The 15896-nt window shown below is 70.3% G+C and carries 15 protein-coding genes, 1 other RNA gene and 1 pseudogene; 4 read left to right on the forward strand and 13 right to left on the reverse strand.

Annotated elements, in window-relative coordinates:
- Positions 1 to 18: 18 nt before the first annotated feature.
- The 8 genes and pseudogenes from ftsW to mraZ form a co-directional block, all read right to left on the reverse strand.
- On the reverse strand, positions 19 to 1359 hold the full coding sequence (gene ftsW / locus FHQ07_RS05825) for a putative lipid II flippase FtsW (RefSeq protein WP_139715921.1): 1341 nt from the start codon (positions 1357 to 1359) through the stop codon (positions 19 to 21).
- On the reverse strand, positions 1359 to 2456 hold the full coding sequence (mraY, locus tag FHQ07_RS05830; RefSeq protein WP_139715922.1) for a phospho-N-acetylmuramoyl-pentapeptide-transferase: 1098 nt from the start codon (positions 2454 to 2456) through the stop codon (positions 1359 to 1361). Before mraY ends, ftsW begins: the two co-directional genes overlap by 1 nt.
- On the reverse strand, positions 2446 to 3834 hold the full coding sequence (locus FHQ07_RS05835; protein ID WP_139715923.1) for a UDP-N-acetylmuramoyl-tripeptide--D-alanyl-D-alanine ligase: 1389 nt from the start codon (positions 3832 to 3834) through the stop codon (positions 2446 to 2448). The genes mraY and FHQ07_RS05835 overlap by 11 nt, the downstream gene beginning before the upstream one ends.
- On the reverse strand, positions 3831 to 5291 hold the full coding sequence (locus tag FHQ07_RS05840) for a UDP-N-acetylmuramoyl-L-alanyl-D-glutamate--2,6-diaminopimelate ligase (RefSeq protein ID WP_206202375.1): 1461 nt from the start codon (positions 5289 to 5291) through the stop codon (positions 3831 to 3833). The genes FHQ07_RS05835 and FHQ07_RS05840 overlap by 4 nt, the downstream gene beginning before the upstream one ends.
- A gap of 8 nt (positions 5292 to 5299) precedes the next feature.
- On the reverse strand, positions 5300 to 7174 hold the full coding sequence (locus tag FHQ07_RS05845) for a peptidoglycan D,D-transpeptidase FtsI family protein (RefSeq protein WP_139715925.1): 1875 nt from the start codon (positions 7172 to 7174) through the stop codon (positions 5300 to 5302).
- Positions 7171 to 7437: a cell division protein FtsL gene (gene ftsL / locus FHQ07_RS05850; RefSeq protein WP_139715926.1), complete on the reverse strand. Its 267-nt coding sequence runs from the start codon at positions 7435 to 7437 to the stop codon at positions 7171 to 7173. The genes FHQ07_RS05845 and ftsL overlap by 4 nt, the downstream gene beginning before the upstream one ends.
- Positions 7438 to 7442: 5 nt before the next feature.
- A pseudogene (rsmH, locus tag FHQ07_RS05855) lies at positions 7443 to 8324 on the reverse strand (16S rRNA (cytosine(1402)-N(4))-methyltransferase RsmH); the annotation flags it as partial.
- Between the two features lie 56 nt (positions 8325 to 8380).
- Entirely contained in the window at positions 8381 to 8827 is a 447-nt protein-coding gene (mraZ, locus tag FHQ07_RS05860) for a division/cell wall cluster transcriptional repressor MraZ (RefSeq protein WP_139715927.1), read from the reverse strand.
- A gap of 328 nt (positions 8828 to 9155) precedes the next feature.
- Between mraZ and FHQ07_RS05865 the strand changes: the two genes are divergently transcribed.
- Entirely contained in the window at positions 9156 to 9914 is a 759-nt protein-coding gene (locus tag FHQ07_RS05865) for an NRDE family protein (RefSeq protein WP_139715928.1), read from the forward strand.
- 75 nt (positions 9915 to 9989) lie between these two features.
- On the opposite strand, the gene rnpB is transcribed toward FHQ07_RS05865, so the two are convergent.
- Both rnpB and rsmI read right to left on the reverse strand, forming a co-directional pair.
- An RNA gene (gene rnpB / locus FHQ07_RS05870) (RNase P RNA component class A) lies at positions 9990 to 10355 on the reverse strand.
- 36 nt (positions 10356 to 10391) lie between these two features.
- Positions 10392 to 11231, reverse strand: coding sequence for a 16S rRNA (cytidine(1402)-2'-O)-methyltransferase (rsmI, locus tag FHQ07_RS05875; RefSeq protein ID WP_139715929.1), 840 nt, complete (start codon positions 11229 to 11231; stop codon positions 10392 to 10394).
- A gap of 61 nt (positions 11232 to 11292) precedes the next feature.
- Here rsmI and FHQ07_RS05880 point away from each other — a divergent pair, with 61 nt between their 5' ends.
- The 3 genes from FHQ07_RS05880 (at position 11293) to FHQ07_RS05890 (ending at position 13999) form a co-directional block, all read left to right on the forward strand.
- Positions 11293 to 12657 (forward strand): penicillin-binding protein activator, encoded by a 1365-nt coding sequence (locus FHQ07_RS05880; protein ID WP_168191472.1) that lies wholly within the window; start codon positions 11293 to 11295, stop codon positions 12655 to 12657.
- Positions 12644 to 13048, forward strand: coding sequence for a YraN family protein (locus tag FHQ07_RS05885; RefSeq protein WP_139715931.1), 405 nt, complete (start codon positions 12644 to 12646; stop codon positions 13046 to 13048). Before FHQ07_RS05880 ends, FHQ07_RS05885 begins: the two co-directional genes overlap by 14 nt.
- A 96-nt stretch (positions 13049 to 13144) precedes the next feature.
- Positions 13145 to 13999, forward strand: coding sequence for an SGNH/GDSL hydrolase family protein (locus tag FHQ07_RS05890; protein ID WP_139715932.1), 855 nt, complete (start codon positions 13145 to 13147; stop codon positions 13997 to 13999).
- Here the strand turns inward: FHQ07_RS05890 and thiL are convergent.
- From thiL to ribH, 3 genes are read right to left on the reverse strand one after another with little or no spacing between them, the layout of a single operon-like run.
- Positions 13964 to 14917 carry a thiamine-phosphate kinase gene (gene thiL / locus FHQ07_RS05895; RefSeq protein WP_139715933.1) on the reverse strand — a complete coding sequence of 318 codons (954 nt, stop codon included), beginning with the start codon at positions 14915 to 14917 and terminating at the stop codon, positions 13964 to 13966. The two genes, FHQ07_RS05890 and thiL, sit on opposite strands and share 36 nt — an antisense overlap.
- 23 nt (positions 14918 to 14940) lie before the next feature.
- Positions 14941 to 15405 carry a transcription antitermination factor NusB gene (nusB, locus tag FHQ07_RS05900; protein ID WP_139715934.1) on the reverse strand — a complete coding sequence of 155 codons (465 nt, stop codon included), beginning with the start codon at positions 15403 to 15405 and terminating at the stop codon, positions 14941 to 14943.
- A complete protein-coding gene (ribH, locus tag FHQ07_RS05905; protein WP_139715935.1) occupies positions 15405 to 15881 on the reverse strand; it encodes a 6,7-dimethyl-8-ribityllumazine synthase in 477 nt (158 codons plus the stop codon). The genes nusB and ribH overlap by 1 nt, the downstream gene beginning before the upstream one ends.
- Positions 15882 to 15896: the final 15 nt, after the last annotated feature.

A 15896-nucleotide genomic window follows, 5' to 3' on the forward strand; every position in this document is an offset into this window, starting at 1 on the left:
CCTTGGGCGCCTGCCTGCTCAACGCGACCTCCGCAATGCCGAGAGCGCCGCGGATTCGGAAGACGTCCCCATGTTCGGTTCCACCCGCTGGCGCAGGCGGCTGGTGCCGCGCGCGGTCGCGTCGGCGGGCATGGGCGGCTGCGAGGTCTGCGGCGCGCTGCCCACCGACGGGCCGTTCGCCACGCCGCGCAACTTGGCGACCTGGCGCGCGGCGCGCTCGTATTCGTAGGACACGCGCAGCAGCAGGCCGAGCGCGGCGCAGGTCATCAGCACCGAGGAACCGCCGGAGGAGACCAGCGGCAGGGTCAGGCCCTTGGTCGGCAGCATGCCCAGGTTGACGCCGATCGAGACGAAGCTCTGCAGCGACATCCACAGCGCGATGCCGAAGGCGATGTAGCCGGCGAAATGGCGCTTCATCTCGACGCATTTCAGGCCCAGCCAGAACGCGCGGCCGGCGAGCAAGGCATACATGCCCACCACCAGGCAGACGCCGGCGAAGCCGAGCTCCTCGGAGATCACCGAGAAGATGAAGTCGGTATGCGCTTCCGGCAGGTAGTTGAGCTTCTGCACCGAGGCGCCCAGGCCGACGCCGAACCACTCGCCGCGGCCGATCGCCATCAACGCATTGCTGAGCTGGTAGCCGGAACCGAGCTGGTCCTGCCACGGATCCATGAACGAGGTGACCCGGCGCATGCGGTAGGGCTCGAGCACCACCAGCAGCACCAGCATCGGCGCCAGCAGCAGGATCGGGGGGATGATGCGGCGGATCGGCGCACCGCCCAGCAGCAGCATGCAGATCGTGATCCCCAGCAGCAGCACCGAGGACCCGAAGTCCGGCTGCAGCAACAGCAGCACCACCAGCGCGCCGACCACGCCGACCGGCTTCAGCATCGCCATCCAGGTGACCGCCACGTCCTCGCTGTAGCGCTTCAGGTAGCTCGCCAGCCAGACGATGTAGATGACCTTGACCGCCTCCACCGCCTGGAAGTTGGACACCCCCAGGTTGAGCCAGCGGCGCGCGCCGTTCACGGTCTTGCCGATGCCGGGCAGGAACACCGCCAACAGCAGCACCACGCACAACAGCAGCAGCAACTGGCTGTGCTGCTCGATGGTCTTCAGTTCGGTGCGCATCGCGATGCCGGCCAGCACCACACCGCCGGCCAGGAACAGCGCATGGCGGTTGAGGAAGTACCACGGACCGACGTCCATGCCGGCGCCGGCGACCGCCGCCGAACCGACCATCACCACGCCGAAGCAGGCCAGCGCGATCGACACGCCGAGCAGCCACGGGTCGAAGCGCCCGCCGATGTCGTCGACGCGGGTGGCCTGGCGCGGGGTGTCGAAGGCGACGGCGCTCATCAGCGGATCTTCAAGGTGGCGAGGCCGACCAGCACCAGCACGACGCTGATGATCCAGAAGCGCACGATCACCCGCGGCTCCGGCCAGCCCTTCAGCTCGAAGTGGTGGTGGATCGGCGCCATCCGGAACACGCGCTTGCCGGTGAGCTTGAAGCTGGCCACCTGGATCATCACCGACAGGGTTTCGATCACGAAGATGCCGCCCATGATCACCAGCACCAGTTCCTGGCGCACGATCACCGCGATGGTGCCGAGCACCGCGCCCAGCGCCAGCGCGCCGATGTCGCCCATGAACACCATCGCCGGATAGGTGTTGAACCACAGGAAGCCGAGGCCGGCGCCGGCGATCGCCGCGCAGAACACCACCAGCTCGCCCGCGCCCGGCACCTTCGGGATGCCCAGGTAACCGGAAAACACCGCATTGCCCGAAGCGTAGGCGAACACGCCGAGCGCGCAGGCGACCAGCACGGTGGGCATGATCGCCAGGCCGTCCAGGCCATCGGTCAGGTTCACCGCGTTGGAGAAGCCGACGATCCAGAAATAGGCGATGCCGACGAAGAACACCGCGCCGCCGACGCCCGCCAGCGGCAGCGCCACGTTCTTGAAGAACGGGATGTACAGGGTGGTCGCGGCGTCGACGTTGGCGGTGGTGTACAGGAACAGGCCGACCGCCAGCCCCAGCAGCGACTGCAGCGCGTACTTGGTGCGCGACTTCATGCCGTTGGGATCGCGCTTGACGATCTTGATCCAGTCGTCCCACCAGCCGATCAGGCCGAAGCCGACCATCACCACCAGCACCACCCACACGTACTTGTTGCGCAGGTCCGCCCACAGCAGCACCGAGGCCGCGATGCTGAGCAGGATCAGCGCACCGCCCATGGTCGGCGTGCCGGCCTTGGAGAAATGCGATTGCGGGCCGTCCTTGCGGATCGGCTGGCCGCCCTTGAGCGTGGCCAGGTAGCGGATCGTCGCCGGGCCCCACCACAGCGAGAACGCCAGCGCGGTGAGCGCGCCGAGGATGGCGCGGAAGGTCAGGTAGTTGAACAGGCCGAAGTGGCCCTGCAACTGCTCCAGCCAGCGGGTGAGTTCAAGCAGCATCGGCGTCTCCATTTTCCACGGCTGCATCCGATGCGAGCAGCGCCTTGACGATGCGGTCCATCGCGCTGCCGCGCGAGCCCTTCACCAGCACGCGCACCCCGGCGCGCAATTCATCGGCCAGCGCATCGGCCAGTTGCGCGTGCGTCGCGAACGCACGCGCGCCTTCGCCGAACGCGTCCGATGCGGCCTTGCTGAGCACGCCCAGCGTGTACAGGCGGGCGATGCCGGCGGCCTTCGCGCGCGCGCCGGCCTGCGCATGCAGCGCGACTTCGTCGGCGCCCAGCTCGCGCATGTCGCCCAGCACCAGCCAGGCCTGCTCGCCGCTCGCCGCCAGCGTGTCGATCGCCGCGGCCAGCGAGCCCGGATTGGCGTTGTAGCTGTCGTCGATCAGCACCGCGCCGTTGCGCAGGCGATGCGCCGCCTGCCGGCCACCGACCGGACGCGCGGCCTGCAGCCCTTCCACGATCGTGGCCAGCGGCACCTCCAGCGCCAGCGCGATGGCGGTGGCCGCCAGTGCGTTGCGCACGTTGTGGCGGCCCGGCATCGCCAGCGCCAGCGCGGCTTCGCCTTGCGGGGTGACGAGGGTGAAGCGCGAGCCTTCGCCATCGAGCGCGATGTCGCGGGCACCGACTTCGGCGCTGGCCTCCAGCCCGAAGCGGAGCGTGCGATGGCCGTCGGCGCGTGCGCCGAAATACGGCGCGAAGGCGTCGTCGGCATTGATGACCGCGACGCCGCCCGCGCGCAGGTCGTCGTACACCGCGGCCTTGGTGTTGGCGATCTCCAGCAGGCTGCCCATGCGCTCCAGGTGCGCCGGCGCCACGTTGTTGACGATGCCCACGTCCGGCGCCGCGATCGCGCTCAGGTAGGCGATGTCGCCGGGCGCGCCGGTGCCCATTTCGTAGATGGCGAAATCGGCGTCTTCCGGCGCGTCCAGCACCGCCAGCGGCATGCCGATCTCGTTGTTGCGGTTGCCAGGCGTGGCATAGGTCGCGCCGGCGCGCCTCAGCACCGCTTCGGTCAGCGTCTTCACGCTGGTCTTGCCGTTGCTGCCGGTGATCGCCACCACCTTGGTGCGCGTGCGTTCGCGCTGCACCGCGGTGGCCAGGTCGGCGAGCGCGCGTTGCGGATCGGCGACGATCACCTGCGGCAGCGCGACATCCACCGCATGCGCGACCAGCGCGGCCACGCAGCCGCCGGCATCGGCGGCCGCCACGTGGTCGTGGCCGTCGAAATGCTCGCCCTTCAAGGCGACGAACAGCGCGGCGCGGCCCTGCGGCAGCGCGCGGGTATCGGTGGCGACCGCATCGACCATGCGATCCGCGCCGACCAACCGGCCGCCGGTCACGTGTGCGATCCACGCCAGCGGGCGGGCGTTCACGCCTTGCTCCCGAGCAGCGCGCGCGCGGTCGCGGTGTCGTCGAACGGATGCCGGATGCCGTGGATCTCCTGGTAGGGCTCGTGGCCCTTGCCGGCGATCAGCACCACGTCGTCGGCGCCGGCCATGCCGATCGCCTCGGCGATCGCCCGGGCGCGGTCGCGCAGCACGATGGCGCGCGCCGGATCGGCGAAGCCGGCGACGATGTCGGCCACGATCTGGTCGCCATCCTCGCCGCGCGGGTTGTCGTCGGTGACGATGGCGACGTCCGCGCCGCGCTCGGCGATCGCGGCCATCTGCGGGCGCTTGCCGCGGTCGCGCTCGCCGCCGCAACCGAACACGCAGACCAGCTTGCCGGCGGTGTGCGCGCGCAGCGAGGACAGCGCCTGTTCCAGCGCGTCCGGGGTGTGCGCGTAATCGACCACCACCAGCGGCAGCCCGCCTTCGCCGCCGAGGCGGTTCATGCGGCCGTCGACCGGCACCAGCTGCGACAGGGTTTCCGCCACCAGCGCCGGCGCCATGCCCATCGCGAACAGGGTGGCGGCGACGCCGAGCAGGTTGTCGACGTTGAAGCGGCCGAGCAGCGGCGAACGCACCGGGTGCGCCTGGTTGCCGGCATGCAGCATGAAGCGGATGCCGCTGCCATCGAGCTGCACCTCGTCCGCGCGCACCGCCGCACCGGCCGCGCCGCGCGAGGAAAACCCGACCACCCGCACCTTGCCGCCGACCGCCTCGAACAATTCGCGGCCGAACGCATCGTCCAGGTTCACCGTGGCCGCACGCAGGCCCGGCCAGTCGAACAGCTTCTTCTTGGCCGCGCCGTAGCTGGCCATGTCGCCGTGGTAGTCCAGATGGTCGCGGGTGAGGTTGGTGAACACCGCGACGTCGAAGTGCACGCCGTCTACCCGGCCCTGGTCGAGCGCGTGCGAGGACACTTCCATCGCCACCGCCTGCGCGCCTTCGTCGCGCAGTTCGGCGAGCAGCGCATGCAGGCGCAGCACCAGCGGGGTGGTGAACCCGGTCGGCACGATCTTCGGCCAGATGCCGGCGCCGAGCGTGCCGATGGTGCCGGCCTGCTGCCCGCGCAGGGTCCAGGCTTGCGCCAGCAATTGCACGGTCGAGGTCTTGCCGTTGGTGCCGGTGACGCCGACCGTGGTCATCGCCGCGCTGGGCTGGCCGTGGAACGCATCGGCCATCGCGCCCATCCGCGAACGCAGGCCGGCGACCGGGATCGCATCCTCCGGCGCGGGCAATTCGTCGGGTGCGGGCGGCTCGAACAGGATCGCGGCGGCGCCGGCGGCACGCGCGGCGTCGACGAAATTCAGGCCATGCGCACCGAACCCGGCGATGGCGACGAACGCGTCGCCCGGCTGGATCTCGCGGCTGTCCTGCACCAGGCCGGTGACGGCGAGGTCGGCGGACAGGCCTTCCAGTTCCGGCAACAGTTCGCCGAGCAGCATGGCGCGGGTCATTGCACGGCCCTCGCCGCCGGTGCCGGCGCGCTGGCGGTGGTGGCGGCGGGCAATGCGTGGCCGCTGGCCTTGAGGCGCTTGGCCTCGGCTTCGGCCTGCGCCGCCAGCCAGGTATCGAGGTTGTCCGGCGACACGTCCATCAGCCGCAGCGCGCCTTCCATCACGTTGCGGAACACCGGCGCGGACACCGTGCCGCCGACGTACCCCTTGCTCGGGTCCGGATCGTTGACCATCACCGCCATCGCGAAGCGCGGGTTCTCGACCGGCACCAGGCCGGCGAAATAGCCGATGTAACGGCGCGAATAACCGCCGGCGCTGGCCTTGCGCGAGGTGCCGGTCTTGCCGGCCACGTGGTAGCCGAGGATCGCGGCCTGGGTGGCGGTGCCGCCGGGCTCGGTCACGCTCTGCATCATGTGCAGGACTTCGCTGGCGATCTTCGGGTCCAGCACCTGCCGCGACGGCGCATGCTGGCCCTTGATGAAGCTGGGCGGGGTCAGCTTGCCGCCGTTGCCGAGCGCGGCGTAGGCGGTGGCGATCTGCAGCGGCGTCACCGACAGCGCATAGCCGTAGCTCATGGTCTGCTTGCTGGTGCCGTCCCAGCGGTCCGGCGCCGGGAACACGCCGGCCGATTCGCCCGGGAAGCCGCTGCCGGTGCGCTGGCCGTAGCCGAAGCGGCGCACGAAATCGTAGAACTGCTGGTTGCCCAGGCGCCTGGAGATCAGGGCCGCGCCGACGTTGGAGCTCTTGCGCAGCACGCCGGTGGTGTCCAGCACGCCGTAGTTGTGGGTATCGGTGGTGCGGAACCGGCCGTTGGCGATCCAGCCCGGGTTGGTGTTGAAGATCGATTCCGCGGTGATCACGCCGGCCTCGAGTCCCGCCGCCACGGTCAGCGGCTTCATCGTCGAGCCCGGCTCGAACAGGTCGGTGACCGCGCGGTTGCGATGCGCATCGCGCGGGCTGGTGCCGACCGCATTCGGGTTGAAGGTCGGCAGGTTGACCATCGCCAGCACTTCGCCGGTGGCGACGTCGATCACCACCGCCGAGCCGCTGCTGGCATCGAACTGGGTCAGCGCATTGCGCAATTCACGATGCGCCAGGTACTGGATGCGGCGGTCGATGCTCAGGGTCAGGTCGCGGCCGGGCTGCGCCGCGCGCACCAGGTCCACGTTCTCGACGATGCGGCCGCGGCGGTCGCGGATCACCCGCTTGGCGCCGGGCGTGCCGCGCAGCCAGTCGTCGAACGCCAGCTCCAGCCCTTCCTGGCCGCGGTCGTCGACATTGGTGAAGCCGAGCACGTGCGCCATCGCCTCGCCCTGCGGGTAGAAGCGGCGGTATTCGCGCTGGCTGGCCACGCCGGGGATTTCCAGCGCCAGGATGGCCTTGGCCTCGTCCGGGTTGATGCGGCGCTTGAGGTAGACGAATTCCTTGCCGGCGCGCTGGCTGAGCCGGGTCTTCAGCTCGTCGCGATCCATGCCCAGCGCGTCGGCCAGCTGCGGCAGCCGCGCCGGCGACTTCAGCAGTTCCTGCGGGTTGGCCCAGATCGATTCCACCGGCGAGCTCACCGCCAGCGGCTCGCCGTTGCGGTCGGTGATCATGCCGCGCGAGGTGGCGATCGGGATCTCGCGCAGGAAGCGCGCCGCGCCCTGCTGCTGGTAGAACTCGTTGTCGATGACCTGCAGGTCCAGCGCGCGCGCCAGCAGCGCCGCCGAGCACAGCGCCAGCGCGCCGCCGACCAGCACCAGCCGGCCGCGCAGGTTGAATTGCGCGCGCGAACGCGGGCGGTTGCCGGGCGCGCGCGCGGGCTCGCGACGCGCCTTGTCGCGCGGGTCGCGCTTCGGCAAGCCCGGGAGCCGCAGGCCGGGAAGCTTCATCGGCGCACCACCACGATGTCCTCGGTGCGCGGGAACACCATGCCCAGGCGGGTGCGCGCGACCTGGTCGACGCGGTTGCTTTCCGCCCAGGTCGCCTGCTCCAGCTGCAGGCGGCCGAATTCGATGTTGAGCTCGTCGCGCGCCTTGTCGAGCTTGTTGAGCGCGATGAAGGCGAGCCGGTGTTCGTGGCGGTCGCGCACCACCAGCAACGCGGTGGCCACGTTGGCGATCACCAGCACGGCGAGGATCACGTAGCGGTTCATGCCGCCACCGCCAGCTTTTCGGCGACGCGCAGCACCGCGCTGCGCGCGCGCGGATTGGCGGACAGCTCGGCATCGCCCGCCTTCTGCGCGCCATCGACCAGGCGCAGCGTCGGCGTGAACGCGACTTCCACCGGCATGCGGCGGTTGGCCGGCGGCGCCTTCGCATGCCTGGCCAGGAACTGCTTGACGATGCGGTCCTCCAGCGAGTGGAAGCTGATCACCGCCAGCCGGCCGCCCGGCTTCAGCCGCTCCAGCGCGGCATCCAGCCCGGCCTCCAGGTCGAGCAATTCGCGGTTGATGAAGATGCGGATGGCCTGGAAGCTGCGGGTCGCCGGATGGATCTTGGAATCGCCGCGCGGCATCACCTGCGCGATCAGCTCGGCCAGCTGCGCCGTACGCAGCAGCGGCGTGTCGCCGCGACGGAATTGGACAATCGCGCGGGCGATGCGGCGGCTCTGGCGTTCATCGCCATACATCCACAACACGTCGGCGATCTCTTTCTCCGAAGCGTGCGCCAGCCATTGCGCGGCGCTTTCGCCGGACTCCGGGTCCATGCGCATGTCCAGCGGGCCGTCCTTGCCGAACGAGAAACCGCGCTCGGCCACGTCCAGCTGCGGCGAGGACACGCCGAGGTCGAACAGGATGCCGTCGAGGCCGGCGTCGGCCAGCGGCCAGCGCGCAAGGTCGGCGAAGCTGCCGCGGCGCCAGGCCACGCGCGCATCCTCGCCCGCCAACCGGGTGGCCACGGCGATCGCTTCGGGATCCTTGTCCATCACCAGCAAGCGGCCCTCCGGCCCCAGCTTCGCCAATACCCCGCGGGCGTGACCGCCGCGTCCGAACGTGCCATCCAGATAGGTTCCATCCGCCTTCACCGCCAGGCCCTCCATGACCTCGGCGAACAACACCGGGAGGTGGGCAGGCGTGGCGCCCGCGCCACCCGCACTCACAACACCAGGTCCTGCAAGTCGTCGCCCAGGTCGGCATCGCCCAGCGTCTGCCGGATCTGCGCGTGGTGCGCCTGCTCGCTCCACAATTCGAACTTGTCGCCCATCCCCAGCAACACGGCCTTCTTCTCGATGCCGACCGCGCTGCGCTGGCTGGCCGGGATCGAGATGCGCGCACTGCCGTCGGGCTCGGCGAACGCCGCCGCGCCGACCAGCTTCAGCTGCAGCAGGCGGCTGTTCTTCTTGGTGCGCGGCAGGGCATTGACCTGGTCGCGGACCTTTTCCCAGACCGGCAGCGGATACAGGTAGAGGCAACCCGCTTCGAACGGGTTGTAGGTGATGACCAGCCGGTTGCCGCACTCACGCGCGACAAGATCCCGGTAGGCGGTGGGAATCGCCAAACGGCCCTTGTCGTCGATGGTGATGGCGGTTTCGCCCTGGAACATGCCCCTGCCCTGTCGCCCCCGTCTTCAGCGGAGTTCATGACGGAAAAACCACGAAATTCCCGGTTTCCCCACGAGTCGCCACATTAGGCAGGCACTTTTACCTTGTCAACAACATTCCGCGGGGAATTTCACTAAGCCGGTCAACGACTTGCGGCAATCTTCAGAGACTTGTTCAAGCTTTATCCACAAGCTTATGTTTCGTCTCATTTTTTGAGAATTCGTGATTGGCGACGCATTTGCGACCCGAGTGGCGCAAGCATCGGCCCGTCCATGCTGCATCGCAAAAAATGAATGCACCAGGGCCAGCCCGAGGCGCCACAATGCCGGCATGTGCGTCGTCGCCTTCGCCTGCAACCTCCATCCCCGCTGGCGGCTGGTGCTGGCCGGCAACCGCGACGAATTCCACGCCCGTGCGACCGCTGCCCTGGCCCGCTGGCCAGACCGCGGGATCATCGCGGGCCGGGACCTGCAGTCGGGCGGCACCTGGGTGGGGATCGATCGCCACGGCCGGGCCGCGGTGGTGACCAATGTCCGCGACGGCTACGCCAAGCCGCATGCCGGGCCATCCCGAGGGGCGTTGCCGTTGGCGTTCCTTGCCGCCGAGGCCGATGCCGCCGGCATGAGCAAGGCGTTGCTGGCGGATGCGGCCGCCTACGCCCCGTTCAACCTGATGCTGGCCGATGCCGAAGGCTGCTGGCACCTGGGCAACCATCCGCGGCAACGCGAGGCGCTGGCGGCGGGCGTGCATGGCATCTCCAATGGCCGGCTGGATGCGCCCTGGCCGAAGACCCGGCGGCTGAGCGCCGCCCTGCAGGCCTGGGTGGACGCCGGCAGCAACGACCTGCAACCGCTCTGGCGCGCACTGGCCGAGGAACGCATCGCAGCCGACGCGGAGCTGCCGGACACCGGCGTCGGCCTCGAACTGGAGCGCCGGCTGTCGCCTGCGTTCATCCGCGGCGAGGCCTACGGCACCCGCGCCAGCACGATCATCGCGATCGACCACGCCGGCCGTGGCTTCATCCACGAGCGCCGCTTCGGGCCGAACGGCGTGTTCGCGGGCGAAACCGTGCTGCGCAACGACGACTGACCGGCGGCACGACGCTGCGCCCGTGCCTTTCCCGATGCACGGCATCGGGAAAGGCACGAAAACAGGATGAAGAGGTGGCGGAGCCGGCCGATAAGCCGGGTTCTGTTCGGCGCTTGCGCGCCGCGACAATCATTCCTCTAGGCGCACGGTCACCCGTACGCTCAAGCAACCTACCCGGACCCGACGCGGGCAACGTCATGAGGTCCCTATTTGGCCTTGCTCCCGGTGGGGTTTGCCGTGCCGGCCTGTTGCCAGGCTCGCGGTGCGCTCTTACCGCACCATTTCACCCTTGCCTGCCGGATTGCTCCGACATAGGCGGTATCTTTCTGTTGCACTTTCCGTCGGCTCGCGCCGCCCAGGCGTTACCTGGCACCGTGCCCTGTGGAGCCCGGACTTTCCTCGGCACCGATCGCTCGATGACGCGACTGTCTGGCCGGCTCCGCCATGGGCATTGTCGCATGCGCCCGGCCGTATCGCTTACTCGCTGCCGTACAGCGCCTTGCGCGGCGCGCCGGACAGCTCCGCCGCCAGTTTCGCCGCGGTCGAGGGCGGCAGGTGTTCCTTGAGTTTCGCGTACAGGCGCAAACCCTCCGCGACCTTCGCGTCGGCATCGTCGCCCGCGCCCTGCACCAGCAACACGAATTCGCCCTTGCGCTGGTTGGGATCCGCGCCCACCCGTTGCGCGAGCTCGGCCAGGCTGCCGTCGAGCACGGTCTCGAACAGCTTGGTCAGCTCGCGCGCGACCACCGCGCGGCGTTCCGCGCCGAATGCGGCAAGCGCATCGCCCAGCGTCTCCTCGATGCGATGCGACGACTCGTAGAAGATCAGGGTGCGCGGCTCAGGCGCCAGCGCCGCCAGCCGTTCGCGCCGCGCATTCGCCTTGGCCGGCAGGAAGCCCTCGAAGACGAAGCGGTCGCTGGGCAAGCCCGCCACGCTCAACGCGGCGATCAGCGCGCTCGCCCCCGGCACCGGGCTGACCGCGATCCCGGCCTCGCGCGCGGCGCGCACCAGCCGGAACCCGGGATCGCTGACCAGCGGGGTGCCGGCATCGGACACCAGCGCCAGCGATTCGCCGGCCAGCAGGCGCGCGACCAGCGGCGCCGCGGCATCGCCCTCGTTGTGTTCGTGCAGCGCCACCAGCGGCTTGTCCACGCCGAAATGCGCCAGCAACTGGCGGGTGTGGCGGGTGTCCTCCGCGCAGATCGCGGCCACCGCCTTCAGCGTCTCCAGCGCACGCGGGGCAAGGTCGCCCAGGTTGCCGATCGGCGTGGCCACCACGAACAACATGCCTGATGTGGAGCTGCCCCGACGTTGCATTCCCTGCCTTCACCTTCTGCGCGGGTAGAATCGTAGCCGGTTCCCGAGCGAGCGCCGATCCGTGGCCCCCAAACACCAGAGTGGTCGATTCGCGATTGCCCCGCTGATGATGGGCCTGGCCCTGTTCGCGCTGGCCGGCTGCGCCAGCGTCGAGGTGCAGAAACCCGCCGTGCAGGCCGCGCAGAGCGGCGCCTTCGCCGAAGCGCAGGCGCTGGCGCGCAACCACGCCGGCCTCGACGGGCAGGCGCGCGCGGACAACGCGGCGCGGATCGAGGCCTTGCTGGCGCGACTGGACGACGCCACGCTCAGCCGCGATGCCGGCCGGCTGCCGGTGGGCGACCCGCTGTACAACTTCGCCGGCCGCGCCCTGCTCAATCGCGGCCTGCCCTTGCCGCGCCCGTTCGACCGCGGCGACTGGAACTTCGATGCCGCCGGCCGTCCCGCCGCGGATCGCGACGGCTATCGCCCGCCGATGAAGGTGGGGATGCTGCTGCCGCTGAGCGGCAGCCAGGCCGCGGCCGCCTCGGCGGTGCGCGACGGTTTCCTCACCGGCTATTACGGCGAAAGCCGGCGCAAGCCCGAGCTGCGGTTCTACGACACCGCCGGCGGCGCCAATGCGGCCTATGCGCGCGCCGTCGCCGAAGGCAACGATTTCGTGGTCGGTCCGTTGGCGCGCGATGAAGTCGATGCGGTGTTCGCCGACGACACCCCGCAGGTGCCGCTGCTGGCGCTCAACCGCGGCAGCCGCACCCCGCCAGCGGGCAGCGCCGGCTTCTCGCTGTCGCCGGAAGACGAAGGCATCAGCCTCGCCCAGTACCTGATCGAGCGCGGCGCCCGGCGCGTGCTGATCGTCGGCGGCGGCGAGGACGCGCAGCGTCGCAGCGCGGGCGCGGCGAAGCTGCAGCTGGAACGGCGCGGCGTGCAGGTCGCCGGCAACGTCGGCATCGGCGCGGACCTCGCCCCGCTGGCGCAGGGCGTGGATGCGGTATTGCTGGCGATGAAAGGCCCGCAAGCGCGCGCATTGGTGCCGCAGCTCGCCCTGGCCGGCATCAACGCCAACACGCGGGTGGCGACCTCGCAGATCACCTCCGGCACCGGCAAGCCCGCGGAGGACATGGCGCTGGACGGGATCGTCTATCCCGCCGAAACCTGGGGCAGCCGCGATGTCCCCGGCCTGCCCTCGCAGGCCAGCGCGGCGGCGCGCCTGGACACCGCGAAGGGCCCGGCCGCGCGCCTGTTCGCGTTCGGCTTCGATGCCTGGCTGGTCACCGCCTACCTGGAGCGCCTGGCGCTGTCGAACAATGCCGACATCCCCGGCGCCACCGGCCGGCTCAGCCTCGACGGCTTCGGCAACGTGCTGCGCCAGCCGAGCTGGTCGCGTTATTCCGGCGGCGTGCCCGTGCCGCTGGGCGATGGCGCGCGCTGAGGACTCACCCGACACAAGCCGGCCGGATCGCCGCGCCCGCGGCGGTGCGGTGGAAACCGCCGCACTGCGATTCCTGCAACGACACGGCCTGCGCCTGCTCGCGCGCAATGCGCGGGCGCGCGGCGGCGAACTCGACCTGGTCATGCACGACGGCGATTCGCTGGTGTTCGTGGAGGTGCGCTATCGCGCCAGCGCGCTGTTCGGCGGCGGCGCTGCCTCGGTCGATGCCGGCAAGCGCCGCAAGCTGGTCCTGGCCGCGCAGGCCTTCCTGCTCGCCCATCCGCAACATGCCGACTCGCCCTGCCGCTTCGACGTGATCGATGCCGGCGGCGACCCGCAAGCGCCCGCCATCCAATGGCTGAAGGATGCGTTCCGCGCGGACGATGCCTGAGCCGTGCCGGGTCGTGGCGTAGCCAACCAATGCCACAGGCACCGGTTTCCGCAACGGCATAGCCTGACTGCCATCCTGCTTCGTGCGGTGGCCACGATGTCGCTTCGACCGATCCTGATGTTGGCGTGCCTCGCCTGGATCGGCGCGCCTCTCGCCCGGGCCCAATCCGTCGCGCCCGCACGCGAATATCGGGTGCTCCTGGTCGGCAACAGCCTCATCTATACCAACAACCTGCCCGCTCTGCTGCGCGCAGTGGGCGCGTCGCAGGGAACGCCGATCGCCACCGAGACATATGCCTCGCCCGGCGGGACCCTGGCCGAGCGCTGGAAGCAAGGCCATGTCGCCGAAGCCTTGCGCAAGCAAGCCTTCGACGCGGTAATCCTGCAGGAGCAAGGCGGCAATCTGGCCGCATGCATGGCGAGTCCCGAACAGCAAGCCACGGCCCCCTGCATGGCCAGCATCCGCGCGCAGGTCGGAATCGCCAAGCTTGCGCAGTTGCAGCACGCGAAGGTCATGTTGTTCGCGACTTGGGGCCCTGACCAGCGCTGGCAGGGCAGGCTGGATCGCAGCACGCGACTGCTCGCGGGGAAAAGCATGGCGAGCGTCTTCGATGCCGCCGCCGCACTGCGCGCGCTGCACAAGGCACAGCCCGGAATCGATCTGTATCCGGACGGCACCCACCCCAGCACCCAGGCCTCGCTGATGCTGGCGCTGGCCCTTTACCGCGACATCACCGGCACGCCGCCACTGGCGAAGGACTTGCGCATCACCGCACCGCTGCTGCCCGTGAATGCCGCGATCTCGGCCGCCTCGCCGATGGAATCGCAACCGGGACTGGCCGGCGATGGCAAGGCCACCCTGGTCCCGGCGAGCCTGATCGAGCCGCTGGTGAAGGCGCTGCCGGAGCCGGATGCTTCAGGCGAAATGGATCCAGCCCGCCCCCGGCGCTGACCACGCCCCGCCGTCGGCGGCATGGGTTGCGATGTCCCCGCCTTCGATGATCCGCCCAATCCGCGCCACCGCCACATCCGCCGACGCCGCCGCGCGGACGATTGCCTCGCCCGTTTCCGGCGGTGCGGTGAAGCACAGTTCGTAATCGTCGCCGCCGGTGGCTTGAAGCACGCGGCGGGGTTCGACGTCGAGCGCGAGGCGCAGCGCCTCCGATCCCGGCAAGGCATCGACATCGAGCAGTGCGCCGATGCCGCTCGCCTCGCATACATGGCCGAGGTCGGCGAGCACGCCATCGGACACGTCGATGCACGAGCTGGCGATACCGCGCAGGGCGCGTCCCAGCGCCACCCGCGGGATCGGGCGATCCAGCCGCGAACGCAGCGCGGCATCCGCGCCGCGGCCCGCCCGCCATTGCGCCAGCGCCGCCGCCGCATCGCCGACCGTGCCGCTGATCCAGATCTCGTCGCCCGCGCGCGCGCCGGCGCGGCGCAGGGCGGTGCCGGGTTCGACGAAGCCATGCACCGTCACGCACACCGACAGCGGCCCGCGGGTGGTGTCGCCGCCGACCAGGGCGACCCCGTGCCGCTCCGCGAGCTCGAGAAAGCCGTCGACGAAGCCGTCGACGAAGCCGGCGTCCGCATCGGGCAACGACAGCGACAAGGTGCACCAGGCGGGTTGCGCGCCCATCGCGGCAAGATCGGACAGGTTCACCGCCAGCGCCTTCCAGCCGATGTCGGCAGCCGCGGTCTCCGGCGGGAAATGCACGCCGCTGTTGAGCGTGTCCATCGCCACCACCAGCTGCATGCCGGCGGGCGGCTGCAGCAACGCCGCGTCGTCGCCGATGCCGAGGATCACGTCGCCGCGCGTGGCGGCGCGCGCGCGGATGCGGGCGATCAGGTCGAATTCGGCGACGCCCACGATCCGCGGCCCGGCCGGTCCGTTTAGCGCGGACGCGCGGCGTTCGCTTCGGTGCTGCGCAGCGCGGCGGCGGCCTTGTCGAGCACGCCGTTGACGTAGGTGTGGCCGTGCTCGGAGCCGAAGCGCTTGGTCGAGTCGATCGCCTCGTTGATCACCACCCGGTACGGCACGTCCGGGCGATGGGTCAGCTCGTAGGCGGCGATGCGCAGCGCGGCGCGCTCGATCGCATCCACTTCATCCACGCCGCGGTCGAGGTGCCCGGCCAGCGCGGCGTCGAGTTCGCCGACATGGCGCAGCACGCCGCGCACCAGATCCTCGAAATACTCGAGGTCGGCGATCTCGTGCGCCTGCTCGTGGGCGAACTGGGCGATCAGGTCGCGCTCGTTGGCGCCGTTGATCTGCCAGGCATAGATCGCCTGCAGCGCGCGCCGGCGCGAACGCGAACGGGCCACGGGATCGATGCCATCGGGACGGCGGCGGTTGTTCATCACGAATGCTCCTGGAGCTTGCGGCGCAGGTCCGCCATTTCGATGGCGACCAGTGCGGCTTCCTCGCCCTTGTTGCCGTGGCTGCCGCCGGCGCGCGCATGTGCGTCCTCGAAACGCTCGACCGCCAGCACGCCGTTCATCACCGGCACGCCGGTGTCGAGCGCGACCCGCATCAAGCCATCGGACGCGCCATCGGCGACCTGTTCGTAGTGGCGGGTGTCGCCGCGCACCACGCAGCCCAGGGCGACGATGGCCGCATGCCGGCCCGCAACCGCGAGCGCACGCGCAGCCACCGGCAGTTCCCAGGCGCCGGGCACGCGGATCACGTCGATGTCGGCATCGGCCACGCCGTTGGCGACGAAGGCATCGCGCGCCGACGCCACCAGCGCATCGGTGATGCGCGGGTTCCAGCGGCTGGCGATGATCGCGAAGCGCGCGCCCTCGGGGGCTCGCAGGTCGCCTTCGATATGCGGCATGGGGTAGTCGGATCG

It is taken from the genome of Thermomonas aquatica, from assembly GCF_006337105.1.
Classification (GTDB): Bacteria; Pseudomonadota; Gammaproteobacteria; order Xanthomonadales; family Xanthomonadaceae; genus Thermomonas; species Thermomonas aquatica.

Coding starts and splice junctions, on each gene's coding strand:
- ftsW (WP_139715921.1), bottom strand. CDS start 1,359: ATGAGCGCCGTCGCCTTCGACACCCCGCGCCAGGCCACCCGCGTCGAC.
- mraY (WP_139715922.1), bottom strand. CDS start 2,456: ATGCTGCTTGAACTCACCCGCTGGCTGGAGCAGTTGCAGGGCCACTTC.
- FHQ07_RS05840 (WP_206202375.1), bottom strand. CDS start 5,291: ATGCTGCTCGGCGAACTGTTGCCGGAACTGGAAGGCCTGTCCGCCGAC.
- FHQ07_RS05845 (WP_139715925.1), bottom strand. CDS start 7,174: ATGAAGCTTCCCGGCCTGCGGCTCCCGGGCTTGCCGAAGCGCGACCCG.
- ftsL (WP_139715926.1), bottom strand. CDS start 7,437: ATGAACCGCTACGTGATCCTCGCCGTGCTGGTGATCGCCAACGTGGCC.
- mraZ (WP_139715927.1), bottom strand. CDS start 8,827: ATGTTCCAGGGCGAAACCGCCATCACCATCGACGACAAGGGCCGTTTG.
- FHQ07_RS05865 (WP_139715928.1), top strand. CDS start 9,156: ATGTGCGTCGTCGCCTTCGCCTGCAACCTCCATCCCCGCTGGCGGCTG.
- rsmI (WP_139715929.1), bottom strand. CDS start 11,231: ATGCAACGTCGGGGCAGCTCCACATCAGGCATGTTGTTCGTGGTGGCC.
- FHQ07_RS05885 (WP_139715931.1), top strand. CDS start 12,644: ATGGCGCGCGCTGAGGACTCACCCGACACAAGCCGGCCGGATCGCCGC.
- FHQ07_RS05890 (WP_139715932.1), top strand. CDS start 13,145: ATGTCGCTTCGACCGATCCTGATGTTGGCGTGCCTCGCCTGGATCGGC.
- nusB (WP_139715934.1), bottom strand. CDS start 15,405: ATGAACAACCGCCGCCGTCCCGATGGCATCGATCCCGTGGCCCGTTCG.
- ribH (WP_139715935.1), bottom strand. CDS start 15,881: ATGCCGCATATCGAAGGCGACCTGCGAGCCCCCGAGGGCGCGCGCTTC.